The organism is Thalassolituus sp. ST750PaO-4 (assembly GCF_020320405.1).
Taxonomy (GTDB): domain Bacteria; phylum Pseudomonadota; class Gammaproteobacteria; order Pseudomonadales; family Oceanobacteraceae; genus Venatoribacter; species Venatoribacter alkanivorans.
Window position 1 is genome coordinate 276,426 of the sequence record NZ_JABVCB010000001.1, and the last position, 19,364, is coordinate 295,789.

The 19,364-nt window shown below is 51.5% G+C and carries 13 protein-coding genes; 6 read left to right on the forward strand and 7 right to left on the reverse strand.

Features of this window, described 5'->3' with window-relative positions:
* The first annotated feature begins 199 nt into the window (after positions 1–199).
* Both HUF18_RS01325 and HUF18_RS01330 read left to right on the forward strand, forming a co-directional pair.
* Complete coding sequence (locus HUF18_RS01325) at positions 200–868, forward strand: glutathione S-transferase (RefSeq protein WP_145470138.1); 669 nt, start codon at positions 200–202, stop codon at positions 866–868.
* A 102-nt stretch (positions 869–970) separates the two neighbouring features.
* Positions 971–3,430 (forward strand): fatty acid cis/trans isomerase, encoded by a 2,460-nt coding sequence (locus tag HUF18_RS01330; protein WP_225690862.1) that lies wholly within the window; start codon positions 971–973, stop codon positions 3,428–3,430.
* Positions 3,431–3,449: 19 nt separating this feature from the next.
* Here HUF18_RS01330 and HUF18_RS01335 read toward each other — a convergent pair whose 3' ends face one another.
* Positions 3,450–4,490 (reverse strand): AraC family transcriptional regulator, encoded by a 1,041-nt coding sequence (locus HUF18_RS01335; protein ID WP_225690863.1) that lies wholly within the window; start codon positions 4,488–4,490, stop codon positions 3,450–3,452.
* Positions 4,487–5,398: a GGDEF domain-containing protein gene (locus tag HUF18_RS01340; RefSeq protein WP_145470132.1), complete on the reverse strand. Its 912-nt coding sequence runs from the start codon at positions 5,396–5,398 to the stop codon at positions 4,487–4,489. The genes HUF18_RS01335 and HUF18_RS01340 overlap by 4 nt, the downstream gene beginning before the upstream one ends.
* Before the next feature lie 487 nt (positions 5,399–5,885).
* Between HUF18_RS01340 and HUF18_RS01345 the strand changes: the two genes are divergently transcribed.
* Together HUF18_RS01345 and HUF18_RS01350 are read left to right on the forward strand one after the other, a co-directional pair.
* Complete coding sequence (locus HUF18_RS01345; RefSeq protein ID WP_225690864.1) at positions 5,886–8,627, forward strand: TonB-dependent receptor; 2,742 nt, start codon at positions 5,886–5,888, stop codon at positions 8,625–8,627.
* Between the two features lie 110 nt (positions 8,628–8,737).
* Positions 8,738–10,702: a phytase gene (locus HUF18_RS01350; RefSeq protein WP_225690865.1), complete on the forward strand. Its 1,965-nt coding sequence runs from the start codon at positions 8,738–8,740 to the stop codon at positions 10,700–10,702.
* Positions 10,703–10,747: 45 nt separating this feature from the next.
* Here the strand turns inward: HUF18_RS01350 and HUF18_RS01355 are convergent, their stop codons facing one another.
* From HUF18_RS01355 to HUF18_RS01365, 3 genes are all read right to left on the reverse strand, one after another.
* Entirely contained in the window at positions 10,748–14,035 is a 3,288-nt protein-coding gene (locus tag HUF18_RS01355) for an InlB B-repeat-containing protein (protein ID WP_225690866.1), read from the reverse strand.
* A gap of 238 nt (positions 14,036–14,273) precedes the next feature.
* On the reverse strand, positions 14,274–15,653 hold the full coding sequence (yegD, locus tag HUF18_RS01360) for a molecular chaperone (protein WP_225690867.1): 1,380 nt from the start codon (positions 15,651–15,653) through the stop codon (positions 14,274–14,276).
* A gap of 99 nt (positions 15,654–15,752) precedes the next feature.
* Positions 15,753–16,232, reverse strand: coding sequence for an MgtC/SapB family protein (locus HUF18_RS01365; protein ID WP_145470122.1), 480 nt, complete (start codon positions 16,230–16,232; stop codon positions 15,753–15,755).
* A 165-nt stretch (positions 16,233–16,397) separates the two neighbouring features.
* On the opposite strand from HUF18_RS01365, the gene HUF18_RS01370 reads away from it, so the two are divergent.
* Complete coding sequence (locus HUF18_RS01370; protein WP_225690868.1) at positions 16,398–16,994, forward strand: VF530 family protein; 597 nt, start codon at positions 16,398–16,400, stop codon at positions 16,992–16,994.
* Here the strand turns inward: HUF18_RS01370 and HUF18_RS01375 are convergent.
* Together HUF18_RS01375 and HUF18_RS01380 are read right to left on the reverse strand one after the other, a co-directional pair.
* A complete protein-coding gene (locus tag HUF18_RS01375) occupies positions 16,983–17,456 on the reverse strand; it encodes a hypothetical protein (RefSeq protein ID WP_225690869.1) in 474 nt (157 codons plus the stop codon). The two genes, HUF18_RS01370 and HUF18_RS01375, sit on opposite strands and share 12 nt — an antisense overlap.
* 31 nt (positions 17,457–17,487) lie before the next feature.
* Positions 17,488–18,435, reverse strand: a complete 948-nt coding sequence (locus HUF18_RS01380) for a carbon-nitrogen hydrolase family protein (RefSeq protein ID WP_225690870.1) — start codon at positions 18,433–18,435, stop codon at positions 17,488–17,490.
* A gap of 113 nt (positions 18,436–18,548) precedes the next feature.
* On the opposite strand from HUF18_RS01380, the gene HUF18_RS01385 reads away from it, so the two are divergent.
* Complete coding sequence (locus tag HUF18_RS01385) at positions 18,549–19,283, forward strand: helix-turn-helix transcriptional regulator (RefSeq protein ID WP_225690871.1); 735 nt, start codon at positions 18,549–18,551, stop codon at positions 19,281–19,283.
* The last annotated feature ends 81 nt before the right edge of the window (positions 19,284–19,364 follow it).

Consider the following 19,364-nt stretch of genomic DNA (forward strand, 5'->3'; position numbering starts at 1 on the left):
AGTTAGTGGGGAAAACTGGTCTCAGCCCGAAGGGTTATGGCTAAAAATCCCTCATCCAGCGTTGCTGTTCGCTCGCTTAACCCGTTAGGCCACACTCTCAGCGCCTTGTCTGAAGAATTTTTATCCGATAACAGGCCTGTTTAATTAGTGTCAACAGGCCCTAGGCACTGATTTCATCTTGCAACCCAGAGAATGATTTATGATCACACTGCATCACCTGAACAACTCGCGTTCACAGCGTATTATCTGGTTACTGGAAGAGCTGGGCGTTGACTACACCATCAAGCATTACGAACGTGATGCCAAAACATCACTGGCGCCCGCCAGCCTGAAAGCCATCCATCCACTGGGTAAATCACCGGTTATTACCGACGGTGACCAGACCATTGCTGAATCCGGGCTGATTATCGAATATTTAATCCGCACTTATGGCAAAGAACGCTTTCTGCCTGAAGAAGGCTCCGCCACCTACTGGCAATATCTTTACTGGCTGCACTATGCCGAAGGATCATTAATGCCACTGATGGTGATGTCATTGATTTTTAATAAAATCAAAACGGCTCCAATGCCATTTTTTATCAAACCCATTGCCCGCGGTATCGCCGACAAAGTCATGCAAAGCTATGTTGGTCCTAATGTGCAGAATAACCTGCGTTATATTGAGCAACATCTGGGCAGTAACTCCTGGTTCGCAGGAGAGCAGATGACCGGTGCCGATTTCCAGCTGATATTCCCTCTGGAAGCCGCTCTTAATCGTGGTAGCCAGGCATCTGAATATCCGAACATTGCCGCCTGGGTAAAGCGCGTTCACGCTTTACCAACCTACCAGACAGCACTGGAAAAAGGCGGCCCTTACGATTACGCCTGATAGCTGCAGCAAAACCTGACAGCCGCGGAGGCTCCGCCTTCCGGCTGTCATGCTTATCCGGGCGCCGCTATAATAAGCAGAGTTTTTTGCCCTGGAGTCTTTATGTCTGCTCTGCTGCGACAGCGTTTTCCCCGTCTTTACCGTCTTTTCAAACCTGGCCTTCTGACACTTCTCATTGCCGGTTGCGCAACCGTCGGCGTTGGCCTGAGCGCTGATGAACTTTTTGGTAAAACCGTTATTACCGATCGCAGAGCCGAAGCCAACAGCAGCCAGGCACGCCATTATCGGCAGGATATACGTCCGATTCTGGAAAACCGCTGCGTGGTTTGTCATGGCTGTTACGATGCGCCCTGCCAGCTTAAATTGTCATCCCCGGAAGGGATTATGCGCGGTGCCAATAAGACTCTGGTGTACGATGGTACCCGAATTCTCGCCAGTGAACCCACCCGCCTCGGCATTGATGCTCGAACCACCGAAGAATGGCGTAAGAAAGATTTTTTCCCGGTTATCAACGAGCGTTCACAAACGGCTGAAATTAATCTGCAGAACAGCGTTCTTTATCAGATGCTGACATTAAAAGCGAACAACCCGCTGCCTGCAGAAAAACTCCTCGACGACGATGATTTTGAGCTGGGTCTGAACCGCAGCCAGCAGTGTCCGACCCAGGAAGAATTTGCTGAATATGCTGATAAGCATCCACTGTGGGGAATGCCCTACGCATTACCGGCACTCAGTAATGATGAATATTCCAAACTTACCCAATGGCTGAAAGATGGCGCGGCTCTGGCAGCGGATCTTCCCCTGCCCGATGCGATACAGGCCGAAGTTGAACACTGGGAAGCTTTCCTGAATCAGGACAATTTAAAGCAACAACTGACCAGTCGCTATATTTACGAACATTTGTTTCTGGCCAGCCTGTATTTTTCTCCCGAGCCATTATTCCGCAATCAACAACCCATTAACCGGCCGGAATACTTTTTCAAGCTGGTGCGTTCGTCCACGCCACCAGGGTTGCCCATCAATCCGGTAGCAACACGCCGGCCTTACGATGACCCGCAGGTTAAGCGTGTTTATTACCGGCTACTGCGCGACAGCAGCAGCGTTGTTGCAAAAACCCATATGCCTTACCGCCTGAATAACGAACGTATGGACTGGATTAAGGCTCTGTTTATCGAGCCTGAATATAAGGTGGATTATCTGCCCGATTATAAACCGGAAACCGCAGCCAATCCGTTCATTGCTTTTTCTCAGCTACCGGTCAATGCCCGTTACCGTTTTATGCTGGAAGAATCCGAATACATCATCACCGGATTTATTAAAGGCCCGGTGTGCCGCGGACAGGTTGCCCTGAACGTCATCGACGACCATTTCTGGGTATTTTTTGTTGACCCGGAAATGCATAAAGACCCTGACTACAGTCAGTTTCTGATAGATCAAAGTGATCATCTTCGTTTACCCGGAGAGGCAGAAAGTAATTCCGGAATTATCACCAACTGGCTGCGTTACTCCAGCCTGCACAATGAATATCTGGATGCCAAGAATGTTGCTCTGGCAGAAAAATTTCCCGATGGTAATGCCGTTGATCTGAACCTGATCTGGCGTGGCAATAACAGCGTTTCCACCCGGAAAAAACAATCCTCATCCGGTGCGATACAGAATGCCAATGCAGCCTTAACAATTTTCCGTCATTTTGACAGCTCGACTGTCGTAAAAGGCATGGTAGGCCAGCACCCGAAAACGGCCTGGGTTATTAACTACTCATTACTGGAGCGAATTCACTATCTGCTGGTTGCTGAGTTTGATGTCTACGGCAACATCGGTCATCAGCTGATGACCCGTCTATATATGGATTTTCTGCGTATGGAAGGAGAATCTAATTTCCTTGCTCTGCTGCCGCAAGAAGAACGCGTACGCCTGGCAAACTACTGGTATCGCGATGCATCCGATAGTGTAAAACAACATCTGGTCAGTTATGAGAAACACATCCTCAACGATCCGGCGATTACCTATCACAGCCAGAACCCACAGGCCGAGTTGTATGAAAAACTGCGCCAGCACCTGCAGCCGGTACTGGAAGATAAGTACAATCTTGCACGCCGGATTACCCCACAGGAGCTGAATATTCTCAGCCGTGTTAACCGGGTACAGGGGCAGGCCGCAACACTGATGCCGGAAATATCGTTATTGCTGGTTGAAAACATGCAGGGAGACAGTCAGGTATTTACACTGATTCGCAACAGCGGTCACAGCAACCTGACCGGACTGCTCTACGAAGAAGAAAACCGCCTGCCACAAGAGGATTATCTGACCCTGGTACCCGGAATTATCGGCTCCTATCCATCGGCGTATTATCGTGTTTCATCGTTCCGCCTGAATGATTTTGTCAGTGCAGTAAGCGGGCTGACAGATGAAGATGATTACGAAAAACTGGCCGACCGTTTTTCCGTACGCCGAACGGACCCGCAGTTCTGGACGCACAGCGATCAGATACATCAGTGGTACTTACGCAATGATCCGCTGAATGCCGGGCTTCTGGATTATAACCGTCTGGAAAATCGCTGAGGTCTCTGCCACACCAGCCCTAGGCAAACAATAATCGTTGTTTGCTGTCGCTCGGTGTCAGACCCGACCAGCGCTTAAAGGCGCGGCGGAAATTGGTGGTGTCATTAAAATTAAGATAATGCGCCACCTGTTCGTTGGTCCAGCCATTAATGTGAAATAAATACAGGCACACATGCAGCCGTGCCTGATCCTGCAGTTGCTGAAAATGGCAGTGGTGCTTTTGCAGTTTCCGTTTAAAAGTCGCCGGACTCATGGCAAAAGCCCGGGCAACCTCCGGCAAGCTCTGCGGTGTACGCAACTGCCGGGTTAAATAATGATACACCGCTTCATTAAATCCATTCGTGGCCTCTTCCCCGCCAATCAGTGGCTGCGCTTCACGCAAAGCAACCTGATAAGCCGTTGCCGAACCGCGCGGCCAGGCTTTTTCCAGCCAGTGTTTTTCAATCATCATCACATCCACACCGACCGAGAAATGCAGATCCAGCCCCAGATATACCTGATACTGCTCGTCCTGTGCCGGGCGCGCATAGCTGAAACCATAGCGCCAGGGTAAAGTCTCCTGTGCCAGCCAGCGACTCATGGCGGTTAATCCGGTCATTGCTGTTTCAACCATAAAACGCCGCTCGTCCTGCAGGCCGCAGGCATCCAGCCACTGCACGTAACAATAACGTTCGTCCTGATAAATACGGGGAGACAGCAGCGGTGATAAAAAATGCCGGAAGTCCACCAGTGCCTGCAGTGCTCTTGCCAGATCCGGGGCATTGGCCAGCAACTGACTGAATACGCCATAATGTCCGGGCCATAAACTGTCACCCCAGCGAAAACTTAAATCCTCTTCAGGCAGTAATTTCCGCCCGTTTATAATGAGCTGCTGTAATTGTGCGGGGGAAAGGTAATGATTGCCGGTCAGAATATCATCATAAAAAAGACCACTGCCGCGCAGTATTTTATGGCTGGAAATATCGCGCGCCAGTAACAGATCAATCAGCAGAGCCGGCTGATGATGAGCGGCGATAAACCGCTCGTCACGCTCATACCAGCGACCACAATACATCGTCATGCAGCCAGAAAACAGCCATGCTGACGCTGCGCCGTCAGCAAGGCCTGATTAACCCGCTCAATACTCTGAGCAGGCTGATCGCCAGGGCGGCATTCGGTCAGGCCTATGCTGATGCGTTGATAGAGTGTTTCTCCCGTCTGGCTGTGTTTAAACGCAAAATGCTGTACCGCCAGCTCCAGCTCCTGCGCCAGTTGCAATGCGGCTTCACCTTGCGTTCCGGGTAACAGCAGAGCAAAGCGGTCGCCGGCATAACGGCAGATAAGATCGCTCTGACGCAGATTCAGCAACAGCAGTTCAGAAATCTCGCGTACCAGACGATCCCCTTCACGATGACCAAAACGACGGTTCACACTGCTGAAATCGTTAATATCAACCATCATCAGCGTCATCGGCCGGGTGCTGTTTAAATGCTGTTGTAATTGTTCTTTTAAATAATCGGCGCGCCCAAGCTGGGTCAGACCATCGATAAAACGGTGTTCGCGGAATAACCGCTCACGTTTGGCCAGTTGACGATTAATCGACAGCTGCTCACTGTGCCAGTGAAATAAACCATACGTCAGCAACGCAATACCAACGGGCATGGCAACCGATTCCAGCCAGGCGTCCCACCACTGCTCTGCAGGAATACGGATAAATTCATCCAGGTTATCCTGCCACATCGCCAGAAAAATAAACCCCAGCCCCAGCGTCAACAGATCCGTTACCCTGCCCGCCGGGCGGCTGCCCAGAATCAACAGCATCCAGATGGCGACTGCCACTGCACTGCCACCCTCACCCAAAACATCCAGCCAATCAATTTCACGCCAGTGTTTGGCATCACCGACCAATACCGACGCCACAACCGATGCCAACGCTAAACCAAAAACCAACAGTAATTTGCGCCGATGTAAAAACAACGTACTGAACATAAAAAAATACCGGCCAATCAATAATGGCTGGCATAACTAGCAGGGCTTTATGACAACCGCATGACAATCCGGCATAAGGACGTTAATGCGGCACAAATCACCCCGGGGGTTAATTCAGCTCAGCACGGTGCAGCATTATTTGCGTTTTTACCGGCCGTTTTCTGCCTGTCACAACCTGCGATTATTCCGGCGGTGCCCGCTCTGACCGGGGCTCAGCCATCCTGCAAACATCAACGCAAACCTTAACCCTGATCGGCTGTTACCCGGAGCTGACACCGTCTGCCGTTATCAGCCACAAGGGTTAAATCGGATCATTATCAGGCTGAAAGCCGCTGAAAACCGTCGTTTTATGCCACATCACCGATTGGCTGTCACAGAACCGTCATACGCTCTTTCTACCGTCGCGCCACCTGCTGCCCGCCAGGATCTGTCGACAGGCCCTGGGCAGATATAAAAACGATCGATAAAGAACGACATGGAGACGAGCATGAATTTTTGCATTAAGCCACTGGCGGCGGTCATTGCCCTCAGCTGCGCGGCACTGGCCCAGGCCGATGGCAACCTCGAAGGCCGGGTCAGCGACACCCGCAATCAAACCGTATACAGCGGCGCCGTTATCCGTCTGGAAATGCCGGGCGATGCCAGCATGAACCGTGAAGTACTGGCCGCCAAAGGCGGACGCTTCCGGTTACCGCAGGTTCCGGCCGGCGATTACCTGTTAAGTACCGTGGTCGGTGGCAAGACCGTCGACAGCCGCACCATCACCATCCGCGATGGCGAAACCCTGACGGCCAATATTGTGCTGAATAACGCACAACAAGAGGTAGAAGAAATTCTGGTGATTGGCCAGGCAGCACAAATGCAGCGCGCCCTTGATCGCCAGCGTTACGCCGACAATATGATCAGCGTTATTAATGCCGATGCCATTGGTCAATTACCGGATGCCAACGCCGCTGAAGCCTTACAGCGTGTGCCGGGTTTATCCATCGAACGTGATCAGGGCGAAGGCCGTTTTGTCCGTATCCGTGGCATCAGCTCCGATTTAAACAGCGTAACCGTTAACGGCACACAAATTCCGGCGCCGGAAGCCGGCAGTCGCTCGGTTGCCCTCGATGTAATTCCATCGAATCTGCTCAGTTCACTGGTGGTCACCAAAACCCTGACTCCGGATATGGATGCCAATGCCATTGGTGGCGCCGTTGAAATTAACAGTATTTCAGCACTCGACCGTGAAGGGGCATTTTATTCCGCCGCCACGCAGCTGAGCTATGACGAGCAAAGCGAACAAACCAACCCGGCTTATTCTGTTGCCGGTGGCAATACCTTTGATTTCGGTAACGACCGTCGTTTGGGGGTTGCTGCTGCACTGAGTTTTGATAACCGGAAATTCGGCTCAGATAACGTTGAAACCGGTGGCGCCTGGGATTTTGATAGTGGTGCAAAACTCGAAGAACTGGAACAGCGCGAATACAGCATCGAGCGTGAACGCTTAGGTGCCGCACTGAACCTGGATTACGAACATGGCGTTAATCACAGCTTTTATATGCACAACCTGTACAGCAAGTTCAGTGATAACGAACAGCGGGTTGCCAACGAAATTGAATTTGCCGATGCCATCGGTCTGGGCGAAAGCAGTGATGCTGAAGTCGTCCGCTCGCTGAAAGATCGTGAAGAAACGCAGAAAATTGTTTCCTCAACCCTGGGCGCCAATCATTTTATCGGTGACTGGACCGTGGAATACAAAGTCGGCATCAGCAAAGCCTCAGAAGATGAACCCGACACCATCGCCGGCGCCGATTTTGTCAGCACCTCGGATATTACCGGGCTCAGCTTCAGCAACAGCCGTAAGCCACGTATTAATGCTCCTTCCGCTTTTTACGATCCGGCACAATATGAGCTGGATAAAATCGAGCGTACGCGCAGCTATACCGAAGATAAACAAACCATGGCGCAGCTGGATATCACCCGTGATTTCGATCTGGCGGATAATCCTGCACTGGTAAAATTTGGTGCCAAAACCAAAATGCGTGAAAAATCTCAGGATGCCGATACCTGGAAATATAAAGACCTGTCAGAAGACAGTTCTGTTTCTATGAGCGGTTTCGCCAGTGGCGAACGTGATTACAGCCTGGGACGTTTTGGGCCGGGAATTTCCAGCGCGAAAGTGCGCAGCTATATGGCAACCCTGGATCGTGCCGACGCATTCGATGATGAAGACTCCGTACTGGAAGATTACGACATCGACGAAGATATCAATGCCGGCTACCTGATGGGCCGTATAGATGCTGACGAGCTGCGGGTAATTGCCGGTGTACGTTATGAACAAACCAAAATCAGCGCACGCGGCAATGCCCTGAACCAGAGCGATGAACTGATCACCGTTAAAAAAGACAACGACTACAGCCATGTGCTGCCATCGGTACAGGCTCGCTGGCAGTTGGCCGACAGTACTCAGGTGCGGGCTGCCTGGACCAATGCCGTCGTTCGCCCAACCTTTGAACAGATACGCCCGAACTTTACCGATGACGGCAGCGAAGCCGAACTGGGCAACCCTGATCTGAAAGCGCTGGAAGCCGCCAACTTTGACCTTGGCATCGAACATTTTATGGGCAGCGCCGGTACTCTGTCGGCCTTTGTATTCCGTAAAAAAATCGACAACTTTATTTATGAAACCGATCTGGCAGGCTCTGCCGGCTACGCTGCGTATGACGAGGTAATTACCTTCCGCAACGGTGATCAGGCCACACTGAACGGTCTGGAACTGGCATTTTCCCACAAACTGGAAATGCTGCCGGCACCCTTTAATGGCTTATTGCTCGCCGCCAACACGACCTTTACCCGCTCAGATGCAACCGTATCGGCCTATGACAGCGGCACCCTGCTGAAACGTGATATCAGCCTGCCGAATCAATCAGACCTGACCGGTAACTTTATTATCGGTTACGAAAATGAGCGCCTGAGCATGCGTCTGGCAACCAACTATAAATCGGAATATCTGGCCGAAGTCGGCAATCTGGAAAACAGCAAGGGTGATGTTTACCAAAGCGCCCAGACCCAGCTCGATTTTAATGCCTCTTACAAAATGACCGAACAACTGAAACTCAGTTTTGAAGTCGCCAATATTACCGATGAACCGTATTACGCCTACGTCAATAAAGAACGCTACAACGCACAGTATGAAGACTACGGTCCGACCTACCGTGTAGGTATCAGCTACACCAGTTTCTGATGATCAGAAGCCAGCCGGGCCTGTTATGGGTCCGGTTTTTTAATCTGCTGATTCATACCAACCTGCCGTTCACACCGATGCACAACGATATAAAGAGAAAGACTTAATTTATGACTATCCGTAACCTTAACCGCGCCTTGAGCACTGCCACCCTGTCGTTGCTGCTCGCCGCCTGTGCCAGTAACGACCTGTCTGAGAACACAGGTCATCAGCCCCGCCTGCCTTCTGCAACGCTGGCGGCAAGCCTTCTGCCGGTAAGCGCCGAGCAGGCTATTCTGATCAGCAGCGCAGGAGATACCACACAAAAATTCTGGCTCAGTACCGGAGCGGATAACGGTATCCAATTACAGGACAGCCACTTTACCCTATTGGATAAAAAAGACATTCAGGCTGAATTTATTGATCAGCGCCGTGATCAGCAAGGCATGCTGTTTGTCAGTATCGATAAAGAAAATAACCGCCCGGTCAGCTATCGCATTAACAACCAGCGTATTACCGATCTGGCCTTTGGCCAGGCGCTGACCTACCCGATTGAAGGTATCTGCCTGTATCAACCAGCCGGATCGCCACTGCAGTTATTTGTACTCGACGAGCAACAGATGGCGCACCAGCTGTTAATTAAAAGCGACGGTAAGGTGTTAATTCAGCAGGAAATCCGCCGCTTCCCGTTGCCTCCCAACAGTGAATATTGTGTAGCCGATGATGTCAGCGGTCAGCTGTTTGTCAGCGAAGAAAATGTTGGCGTCTGGGCCTATAACGCCCGCGCCGAAAGTGAAGTCAGCCGTCAGGCCGTTGATCTGGTACAGCCGTGGGGCCAACTGCACAGCAACAGCGGTCCGTTAGCCATCAGCCAGGGACAACTGTTTATCGCCGAGCTGGGTCACAATATTCTGCACCACTATCCTTTACCACAGGCCGGCAGCACGCAGGCAACGGGCGCAGGCCGCGCAGTTATTCTTGACCAGTCAATAGCCGCTGACAGCCTGCGTACCGCCATTAACAGCGATGGTACAACCCGCCTGATTATTCTGGATGATAACAGCAGCCAGTTATTCAGCAGCAATATTCACCTGCCACAACAGGCACGTAATCAGGAAAATATCCCGGAAATTGCTGCCCATACAGAAACAACACCGGTACGGAAAACCGGTGATGCTGCCGACGATCCGGCTATCTGGGTAAATACTCACACACCGGAAAACAGCCGCATTTTAGGCACCAATAAAAAATTCGGTCTTTATGTTTATGATCTTAATGGTCAGGAGCTGCAGGAACTGCAGGCCGGGCGGGTTAATAATGTCGATGTGCGCCAGGGTTTTACCTTTAAAAACCAGCCAGCGGATATTGCCGCAGCCAGCCAGCGTGACCGCCAGGCCATTGCGTTATTTCATATTGATCCGTTAAGCGGACATGTCAGTGCCACCACTGAAATTATCACCACTCTGGATAATGTCTACGGCCTGTGCATGTACAAAAACCTTAAAGAACAGTTTTTTGTTTTTATTAACGACGAAGACGGACGCTTTGAGCAATATGAAATTACCGACTCGGCCAATGGCTGGAGTGGCAACAAAGTGCGTGAATTCCGCGTCAATTCCCAACCGGAAGGCTGTGCCGCTGATGATACAAAGCAGCAGTTATTCCTGGGTGAGGAAGATGTCGCTATCTGGACTATTGGCGCTGAAGCTGACGCCGGAGAAAGGCTCACTCAGGTTGCAGCAGCCTCCGACATTCTGGTCGCCGATATTGAAGGTATGGATATTTACCGTACCGAAAAAGAAGCCTATCTGGTAGTTTCCAGCCAGGGCAACGACAGCTATGTACTTTATCAGGCCGAAGCACCCTATGAATATATTGGCCGCTTCCGCGTGGGTATTAACGCTGAAAAAGGCATTGATGGTGCCTCAGAAACCGATGGTTTAACGGTTACCTCAGCCAATCTGGGCGCCGAATATCCGCAGGGCATGTTAGTTGTGCAGGATGGCCGTAACTTTCTGCCGGAAGAAAATCAGAATTTTAAATATGTGAACTGGCAGGATATTCAGACGCTGATTCAGCCTGTACTCAAACCATAACCGCACACTGTAAAAAAAGCGGGCCTGATTACAGGCCCGCTTTTTTTATACCAGCCTGCGCCGGTCGGTCAGCGTCACAAGCAGTGCCAGAGACAACAGCCAGAAGAGACTCAACGCCCCACCACTGTTCTTGCCCGATGAGTTATTGCCGGCAGCCGTACTGTTCTTTTCAATACGATACGTTGCCTGTAACAGCTCCGAAGTATTGCCCTCAGCATCAACGGCAATTGCTTTAAGCTGTGCGGATTCAGTCAACAGCACTGTACCACCATTATTCAGCACACTGCCGGTATTGATATCCGGGCTGCTGCCGTCCAGCGTATAACGGATACTGACATCCTCGCTGGCACTGTTGATGGTGATCGTTTGGGCTGCAGAGTAAGTTCCTGCCGGAATATTAAACACCGGCGTGGCGACAAAAATAACCGCCGGTTCCACCGCGCTGAAATGTACCGCAACCGAACAATCTGCCTGCAGTGTGCTGATCGTATAGCTGTTACCGGATAATTCCCCGTCACAGCCGCTGATCGTCGTTAACTGATATCCGTCATCCGCATTGATACTGAGACTGACATCCGCTCCCCCGGCGACGGTTATCAGCGCAGGGCTTACCGTACCGCCTCCGGTCACGATACTGGTAACAGTATACATAACCGCTTCAAAGACAGCCGTTACCGAACAGTCTGCCGTTACCGCTGCAATACGGTATACGCTGCCGGTTAATTCTCCGCCACAGCCTTCAATACGGCTTAGCTGGAAACCTGCATCAGGGATAGTGGTAAGCTCCAGCGCCCCACCTTCAATCACCCGCGGATTGGCCGGCGTAATACTGCCGTTACCGCTGATCAGTGTGCTGACCTGATAAGTAATAGGTTCAAAGGCAGCTGTTACCGAACAGTCTGCCGTTAGTGCAGCAATATTATAGTTATTGCCGGTTAACTCTCCGTTACAACCAACGATACTGCTTAAACGGGAACCAGGTTCAGCCTTAACAGCCAGACTGACAGCACTGCCCTGAACAGCCGTCACATTCGCTGGTGTAAGACTGCCATGCCCGGTCACTACGGTGGTGACAGTGAACATGACAGGCTCGAATACAGCCGTTACTGTACAGTCTGTAGTTACCACGGCAATGCGGTAATTATTACCGGTTAATTCTCCGCCACAGCCTTCAATACGGCTTAAATAAAAACCCGCTCCTGCGGTAACCGTCAGTTCAGCAGCCTCACCTTCGACAACGGTTACACTTTCTGGTGTGATAAATCCGTCACCCGTCACAACAGCGGTTACAGTGAACATGATCGGTTCAAATACCGCCGTTACCGAACAATCTGCCGTTACCGCTGCAATACGGTAATTATTACCGGTTAATTCTCCGCCACAGCCTTCAATGCGGCTTAGCCGGAAACCTGCGTCAGGGGTTACGGTAAGCTCAAGCGCCTCACCTTCAATCACCCGCGGATCAACCGGCGTAATACTGCCGTTAGCACTGACCATAGTGCTGACCTGATAGGTAATACGTTCAAATACAGCGCTGACGGTACAGTCAGCAGACAGGTTATTAATGCGATAAACATCCCCATACAAAGAGCCATCACAACCACCGATACTGGCAACCCGGTAGCCAGGCTCCGCCGTCACTGTTAATTGCAGATTACTGCCTTCCTGTGCAATTTTCTGCGCCGGAGTGAACGCCCCCTGACCTTCTGACTGGGTATTAACCGTATAAAGAATCGCCGCCATCTGAGCGATGACCGTGCAATCAGCGGCAATATTATTAATCTGATAAAGATTGCCGGTTAATTCCCCATCGCAGCCCATCACATTCTGAATACGATAATGAGCATCCGGTACAACGGTCAGCGTAGTATTGCCCCCCTGCACCAGTGAGGTGGTAGCCGGAGATACTTTCCCGCTTCTGATTGCCGGAGCCGTAATATCATAAAAGGTCGGAGATAATGTCAGCTGTCGCTGGTAAGCCTGCGCCCAGTTAACGCCGTCGTCGGATACCCAGATATCTTTTTCCGGACCATTGGTTGGTGTTCTGCCAGCAATTTTCCACATCCTTTTCTGACCGGTCAGAGGGTCCGTAAAGACTTCCAGTCCATAACGGCTGGCAAATACAAATGCTCCCCGCTCAAGCCGCTTCTGCCAGTTTTCTCCATCCGCAGACGACCAGATATCGCCCAGAGTAGTCCCCATAAAGAAACCACCCATCAGCCAGATTTTTTCAATACCGTCCACCGGATCGGTAAAAATGGCGGTCTGGTGATGAGTTCTGCGAGAAAACGGGCTGGTCTCTCTTACCTGAACCCAGTTAACACCATCCGTTGATGACCAGATATCATGCCTGTAGTCGTCAATTCTGTCGGCCCCACCCGTACCACCACCGATCAACCAGAGTTTCTTTTCATGAGTGACCGGGTCAGGAAAAACAACCACCTGATGGGATAATCGTGGCGGGAATGCAGCACTGCTGGTTTCTTCGACCCAGTTCCTGCCATCGACAGACGACCAGACATCGTTAAGGACGCCGAAAAAATGCACACCAACCTGCAAATAATTAAAACCACCGCCAATCAGCCACAGTTTATCTTTGCCCGTTACCGGATCAGGAAAAACAACCAGCTGGGTCTGATCACGGCGCTGGAAACGTTCCGAGGCCGGGTCTGTAGGATAAGCCTGAGTCCAGTTAACACCATCCACTGACGACCAGATATCATTAAAAGGAATTCCGTCCCAGGTCATACCGGCTGTCAGCCACAATGTTTCCTCGCCGGTTGCAGGATCGGGAAAAGAGACAACCGAATGTCCGGCGCGCCCCCTGAAGGCAGCATGGGCGGTTTCCAGCACCCAGGACACACCATCGCTGGATGACCAGACATCATTGTCAAAAGTACTGCGGGTACGGCCACCAATAACCCATATTTTATTTTTAAACTTCACCGTTGCATGGCCAAAGCGCACCGGCATTGCGGTCAGATGTTCTCCGGCCGTCACACCGATCTGATCACTGAAAAAACTGCCTTGCTGGAAACGGTAATAACCGGTCTGATTTAACTGCGCAGCGGTGTCGGTAATAATATTACTGTTGCTACCATTACGGCTGAAAATATCCATCTGCCCGGAACTGCAGGCAGCATAATTTTCACTGTCACAATCGTTGTTACTGCTACGGTAAAACTTCAGCCCATCAATAATATCTGCACCCGCCGAATTATCACTGAGGCGGACAGCGGTTGAATCGGCACCAATAAATGCTGTCAGTGTCAGATTTTTTTCCACCACTTTTTCAGCATAAACAGGAAAAGACGCAAGCAGAAACGTGGTCAAACACATAACTGCAGCAAGAAATAAAGAGGTGGGCCTGTGCTCAGGCAAACAAAAGGCGCTCATATCACAGGTCTCATCAGAATAATTCCTGACAATAAGCGAATACTGACACAAGCTATACTGGCCAAAAGATTGAAAGATGTAACCAGAATGGATGAAACACCGGGCAAGCCTCTTACACTGACCGCCGCGATACCCTACCGGCGGTCAGTTGGCGGTCAGCCGGCAGGCTGAAAAATCAGCGGTAAATTTTCTCCGCCCACGCCGTCAGGCCCGATGCCACGCTGCCGAAATGATCACCGTCCAGTAATGCAATATTGCCAAACACCCGGGCAACGGCCTCACGGATAACCGGCGAACGGGCACTGCCGCCAGTCACAAAAATAAGATCCGGCTGTACGCCGGCCTGAGCAACCGCTTCCTGCATTAACGCCATAATGCGTTGCAGCGGACGTTCGATCGCTTGTTCAAGCTCTGTGCGCTGAATATGGGTATTCAGCCCGGTTTCAATATAATCCAGTGCCACACAGGTGTTATCGCTGTCGGATAAGGCAATTTTTGCATTTTCTGCGCTGCGCACCAGTTGCTGATTCTGCTTGTTATCACGCAGGTGGATTAAGCGGGCAATGAGTTCCGGCTGTAAACAATCACGCTGCAATTGCTCAAGGTAGAGTCCGGTTTCGAGGCTGCTGAAACGGCCAAGAGCGCCGACATCGTTGGTGCATACGGCATCGAGAAAGGTTTTGGTGGGCATGGGCTTGCCGCTTTTTAATGGCGCGGTCATGCCGAACAGTGGCATCAGCTGTTTACCCGCCAGCTGAATATCCAGATCGTTACCGCCGACCCGCTCACCACTGTGACCGAGAAAATCCGCTTTGCGCTCGCTGCGCCCGCGGTGATCCGGCCCCATGCGCACCATGGCACAATCGGACGTACCACCACCGATATCAACCACCAGCACGGTTTTATTATCAGCAAGATTGCGTTCAAAACTTAAGCCTGCAGCAATCGGTTCGTATAAAAATTCAACCTGCTGAAAACCACTGCGTTTGGCTGCGGCGGTTAAAATAGCCAGCGCCTGCTGGTTGCTTTGTTCTGCGCTGTTATCGCTGATGCGTGAGCCCTGAAAATTAACCGGCCGGCCAATTACGGTATGGGTCAGAGTTTTTCCGCAAACCTGCTCAGCACGCTGTTTTACCGTCTGCATCATAGCGGTGACGATATCTTCAAAAACATGCACAAATTCCGGCCGTAAGCCGCTGGCCCCTAAAAAGGATTTCGGCGACCTAACAAAGTAGCCCTCTTCCGGATCGGCAAAATAATGAGCAAAGGCCTGATGACCAACAAACATAACCTGTTCATCGTTGCTTAACTCCAGCTCACGGCGGGCCCGCAGTGCCTGCTGTAACGGCACTTTACGGCTGAGCAGGAAATCATCACGCAGCGTACCGGCAGGCAGCCCCAGACCAACCTGCTCGCAGATTAATTCGCGTGCCAGTGCATAGAGCGCCGATGGCATAAAGGTTTTCTCGCCGTCGACCGGCAGCAGATTGACACGATCATCTGTCATCACACCGATAGCACAATTGGACGTGCCATAGTCAAAACCACAGATCATAAAAAACCCCGCTGCAAAAAAGCGGCGCAAGGTAGCACAGGGCGGAGAGGAAAAGGAAGGACGTCGGAGAATGGCTGCCGCTAAAGACAGCCACAAAAATCAGCGGCGCTGACGCCAGGCACTGTAGCGGGCATGCACACCGCGGGTCAGCATGCTGGAATAGCTTTCCAGAATATCGACGCCGACCAGAATCGCGACCACCAGCAACGCCAGCTTAATACCCACCAGCGGACTGGCCACCGCCACGCAGATACCGATGGAAGCCAGCGCCCAGATGGTCGCCGCCGAGGTCACGCCCAGCACCATACCGTCTTTGGCCAGCATGACTCCGGCACCGAGAAAACCAACGCCGGTTACCACCTGGCCGATAATACGCGAGGCATCGGTCGCATCGGTGGTGACCGCCTGAGATAAGGCAATAAACACATAGGTGCCAAGTACAATCAGCGATGAGGTGCGGATGCCCACTGGCTTGCCCCGCAGCTGGCGTTCAAGGCCAACAATGGAGCCACACAGTAAACAGGCGGCAATTGCCGGCCAGCTCAGCGGATCAACACTCAGAAATTCAGTCAGCGTCATCGATAACCTCCGTTATTAACCACGAGTTTAGCAGCGCTGATTGTGAAGAGAAAAGCGGGAGACAGGTTGTTTCTGCAAGCATTACTCCCGACTACAAAACCGCTATAGGATCGCCCGCCTGAAATCCGTACAATAGAGCGTTCATTCTTCCTACCGGATACCGCCATGAACGATCAGGTCAATTACCAGAACAACCCGCTGCACGGGGTCAGTTTAAAAAATCTGCTGATTGAACTTGTTGATCATTATGGCTTTGAAATCCTGCATGCGTATCTGAATATCAACTGCTTTAAAACCAAACCCAGCATTGAATCCAGCGTAAAATTCCTGAAAAAAACCGACTGGGCGCGGGAAAAAGTAGAAGCCTTTTATCTGTATCAGTTTAAAAGCCTGCCGCGGGCAATGGGTAAGCAGTTTTTTCTGCCACCCCGTGACCGCATTATTCCGGCCGACCAGACTCCGGGCGAACCTGCCGTACTGAGCCTGGAAGACGCCGAGCGCATGCGGGCCAAACAGGCAGAAAAAACCGCGGCCTTTGGCCGTGGCGGACGTCCGCAGCGTTCCGGTCAACGCCCGGGTCAGCGTTCCGGGCAACAAACCTCAGGGCGCCCTGCCGCCCGCTCTGAACAGCGCCCTGCTGCACACGCCGGCCAGCGCCCGTCCAAACACAACCAAAGCACTGAAGCCGCAGAAAAACGTGATAAGCCAGCGGCCGGCACCAAGGTTGATCCCTGGGCCAAAGCGCGGAATTCAACCGATTGATCCGCCCGGTAGTCTGAGCAGAATCATAATCATGACATAGCCAAAGCCGATACTGGCTGGCAGAAAACCGATGCATACACCCAGTTTTCCCCAGAACGTATCGCTGTGGCCCGCATTCGGCCAGATTGCTTTCACCAGAAAGCCAAACGGGTTGTACAGAACCCCGATACAAAGCAGCACAATAATCGTATCCGGCAAATCAATAGCCAGCTGTATTACCGCAAAATAGCAGAACCCCAGCAGCGCCGTCATAATCGTATAATCCACATGAGAACGGATCAGGTTATGCGGTGCCGGAAACAGACGCTTCAACGGTTTTACTTTGACATACACAATCAGCGTTGCGATCCAGGCTTCAACCAGTGATATCAGCAACGCAAGTGCGGCCGTTACCAATAGCCAGGAAACAGACACCGTACTCAGGTCAACAGCCTGAGCACGGCCTATCATCAGTTCAGACATTGTATTTTCCACCCAAATTAAACAGATAGCGTCAGCAGCGCGCGCGCAGAATATTGTGCCGATACCAGCGGCGTCCCAACATGCCATGAAAATGCCAGGACAACGCCGGAACCACTCCCCGCGAGCGTAACCAGATATGTTCAGGAAGCGGATCAGGCGGGGTCAGAGCCTGTAAACAGACATCGGCAACCACCACTCCCGGCCCCTGCTGATAGCTGCGACTGGCAATGACATTGCCCTGAGCATCAATAACGGCGGCCTGCCCTTCCAGATGGCCGTGATAAGAGAGTGGTAACCCGGGCATACGGCAACGGAAGGTATTACAGTGTGACGCGTGAATAACCGGCGCTCCCACCAAACGCGCCGTATCCTGTACAGCTTGCAAAGCATTCTTGCGGTTGCCGGACTCAAGCCAGGCATACAATAACGGCCAGTTTTGCGGAATACTCCACCAGTGCGAGCCGCCCATAATAACGTCTACCCTGGTGCGTAAACGCCGTGCAGTTGCTGTGCGCATAAATTCCCAACACACAGCAGCGCCAACACGGACGCCGCTGATTTGGCCCAGCTCACCGTTGTCCGTTTCTGCGCCGCCTTCATAGAAGGCGTTTTCCCACATCGTGGGGTAATCCTTGTCGTGGTAACCAAGCCGCTCTCCCCGGTTAAAACACAGGTAACGGTTACGCACATGACCATCCGCCAGACGACAAAGAAATGATCCACCCAGTACAACACCGTGCTGAGCTGACAGGCGTTGTAAAAAATGTGCAGCCGGGCCATTTTCATCTTCAATCGCGGCGGCCAGAGCAGGGTCCCAGGCAATGCCGGTATTAAAAAATTCCGGCAACGCAATCCATTCGGCTCCGTCCCTGCAGGCTTCCGCAACCAGCTCTTCACAATGTGCCAGATTGCGCTGGGTATCACCGATACGGGTATCGGTCTGCAAAGCAGCAACACGTATTTGGGGGGCAATGTTCACTATCAAGACTCCCGGTTCCTGTTATTATTTTTTGTGTTACTTTATGCAGCACAATGCGTTGAAGCTTAACAGCGCCCGGCGTTTATAACTTGTAAGTTTAGGCTACGCTAACGATGAACAGCATTCTGCACATACGCCCGCAACAGGCGGTGTATCTCGGTAATTTCGGTTTAACAACAGAGCACCGGCATGGCGCTCTGGTATTACTGCTGGGACTGTCAGGACATTTTAATGTTCAGCTCCGTGGCCAGACGATGGTTCGCTGCCGCAGCGCTTTGATCGATGCAGGTACTGCTCATATTGTTGACTGCCAAAGTGAGGATATGGCCACGCTGTATTTTGAGGTCAATTCACTGCAGGGAAGAACATTACGCGCAAATTTTTTACGTAATGATGCCGCTGTTTTTGATATTGCCAACCTGGATCAGTGTCGCAAAGGGTTTGAACAACGGGCATTAAATGCTGATTTAGCGGCACTTATCCGCTATTCCCTGAAGGCAGACATTAACAGCTACGACCGCAGAGTGGCGTCATGTATTCAACTGATGCAACAAAAAGATGAATACCCCTGGCGACAGGATGAATTATCCGCCCGGATTGGCTTATCGAATTCGCGTCTGAACCATTTATTTAAACAACATACCGGTATTTCGTTCCGGCATTTCAGCCTGTGGTCAAGGCTGGCTATTTTTATGCGCGATGTGCATAACACCCGTAACATTACCCACTCGGCACTGAACAGCGGCTTCAGTGACAGCGCTCACCTGAGTAATTCTTACAAAAAAATATTTGGCATCCGCCCTTCTGCCATTCTTTCGGGGCTGAAAGAATTTCATCTTTATTCCTAGGGCCTGTCGACACTAATTAAACAGACCTGTTATCGGCTAAAAATTTCTCAGGCAAGGCGCTGAGAGTGTGGCCTAACGGGT

Bases quoted from the DNA above. Each gene is read 5' to 3' on its own strand.
- HUF18_RS01365 (WP_145470122.1), bottom strand. From the start codon at position 16,232: ATGACGCTGACTGAATTTCTGAGTGTTGATCCGCTGAGCTGGCCGGCA.
- HUF18_RS01345 (WP_225690864.1), top strand. From the start codon at position 5,886: ATGAATTTTTGCATTAAGCCACTGGCGGCGGTCATTGCCCTCAGCTGC.
- HUF18_RS01370 (WP_225690868.1), top strand. From the start codon at position 16,398: ATGAACGATCAGGTCAATTACCAGAACAACCCGCTGCACGGGGTCAGT.
- HUF18_RS01340 (WP_145470132.1), bottom strand. From the start codon at position 5,398: ATGTTCAGTACGTTGTTTTTACATCGGCGCAAATTACTGTTGGTTTTT.
- HUF18_RS01385 (WP_225690871.1), top strand. From the start codon at position 18,549: ATGAACAGCATTCTGCACATACGCCCGCAACAGGCGGTGTATCTCGGT.
- HUF18_RS01350 (WP_225690865.1), top strand. From the start codon at position 8,738: ATGACTATCCGTAACCTTAACCGCGCCTTGAGCACTGCCACCCTGTCG.
- HUF18_RS01335 (WP_225690863.1), bottom strand. From the start codon at position 4,490: ATGACGATGTATTGTGGTCGCTGGTATGAGCGTGACGAGCGGTTTATC.
- HUF18_RS01330 (WP_225690862.1), top strand. From the start codon at position 971: ATGTCTGCTCTGCTGCGACAGCGTTTTCCCCGTCTTTACCGTCTTTTC.
- HUF18_RS01375 (WP_225690869.1), bottom strand. From the start codon at position 17,456: ATGTCTGAACTGATGATAGGCCGTGCTCAGGCTGTTGACCTGAGTACG.
- HUF18_RS01325 (WP_145470138.1), top strand. From the start codon at position 200: ATGATCACACTGCATCACCTGAACAACTCGCGTTCACAGCGTATTATC.
- yegD (WP_225690867.1), bottom strand. From the start codon at position 15,653: ATGATCTGTGGTTTTGACTATGGCACGTCCAATTGTGCTATCGGTGTG.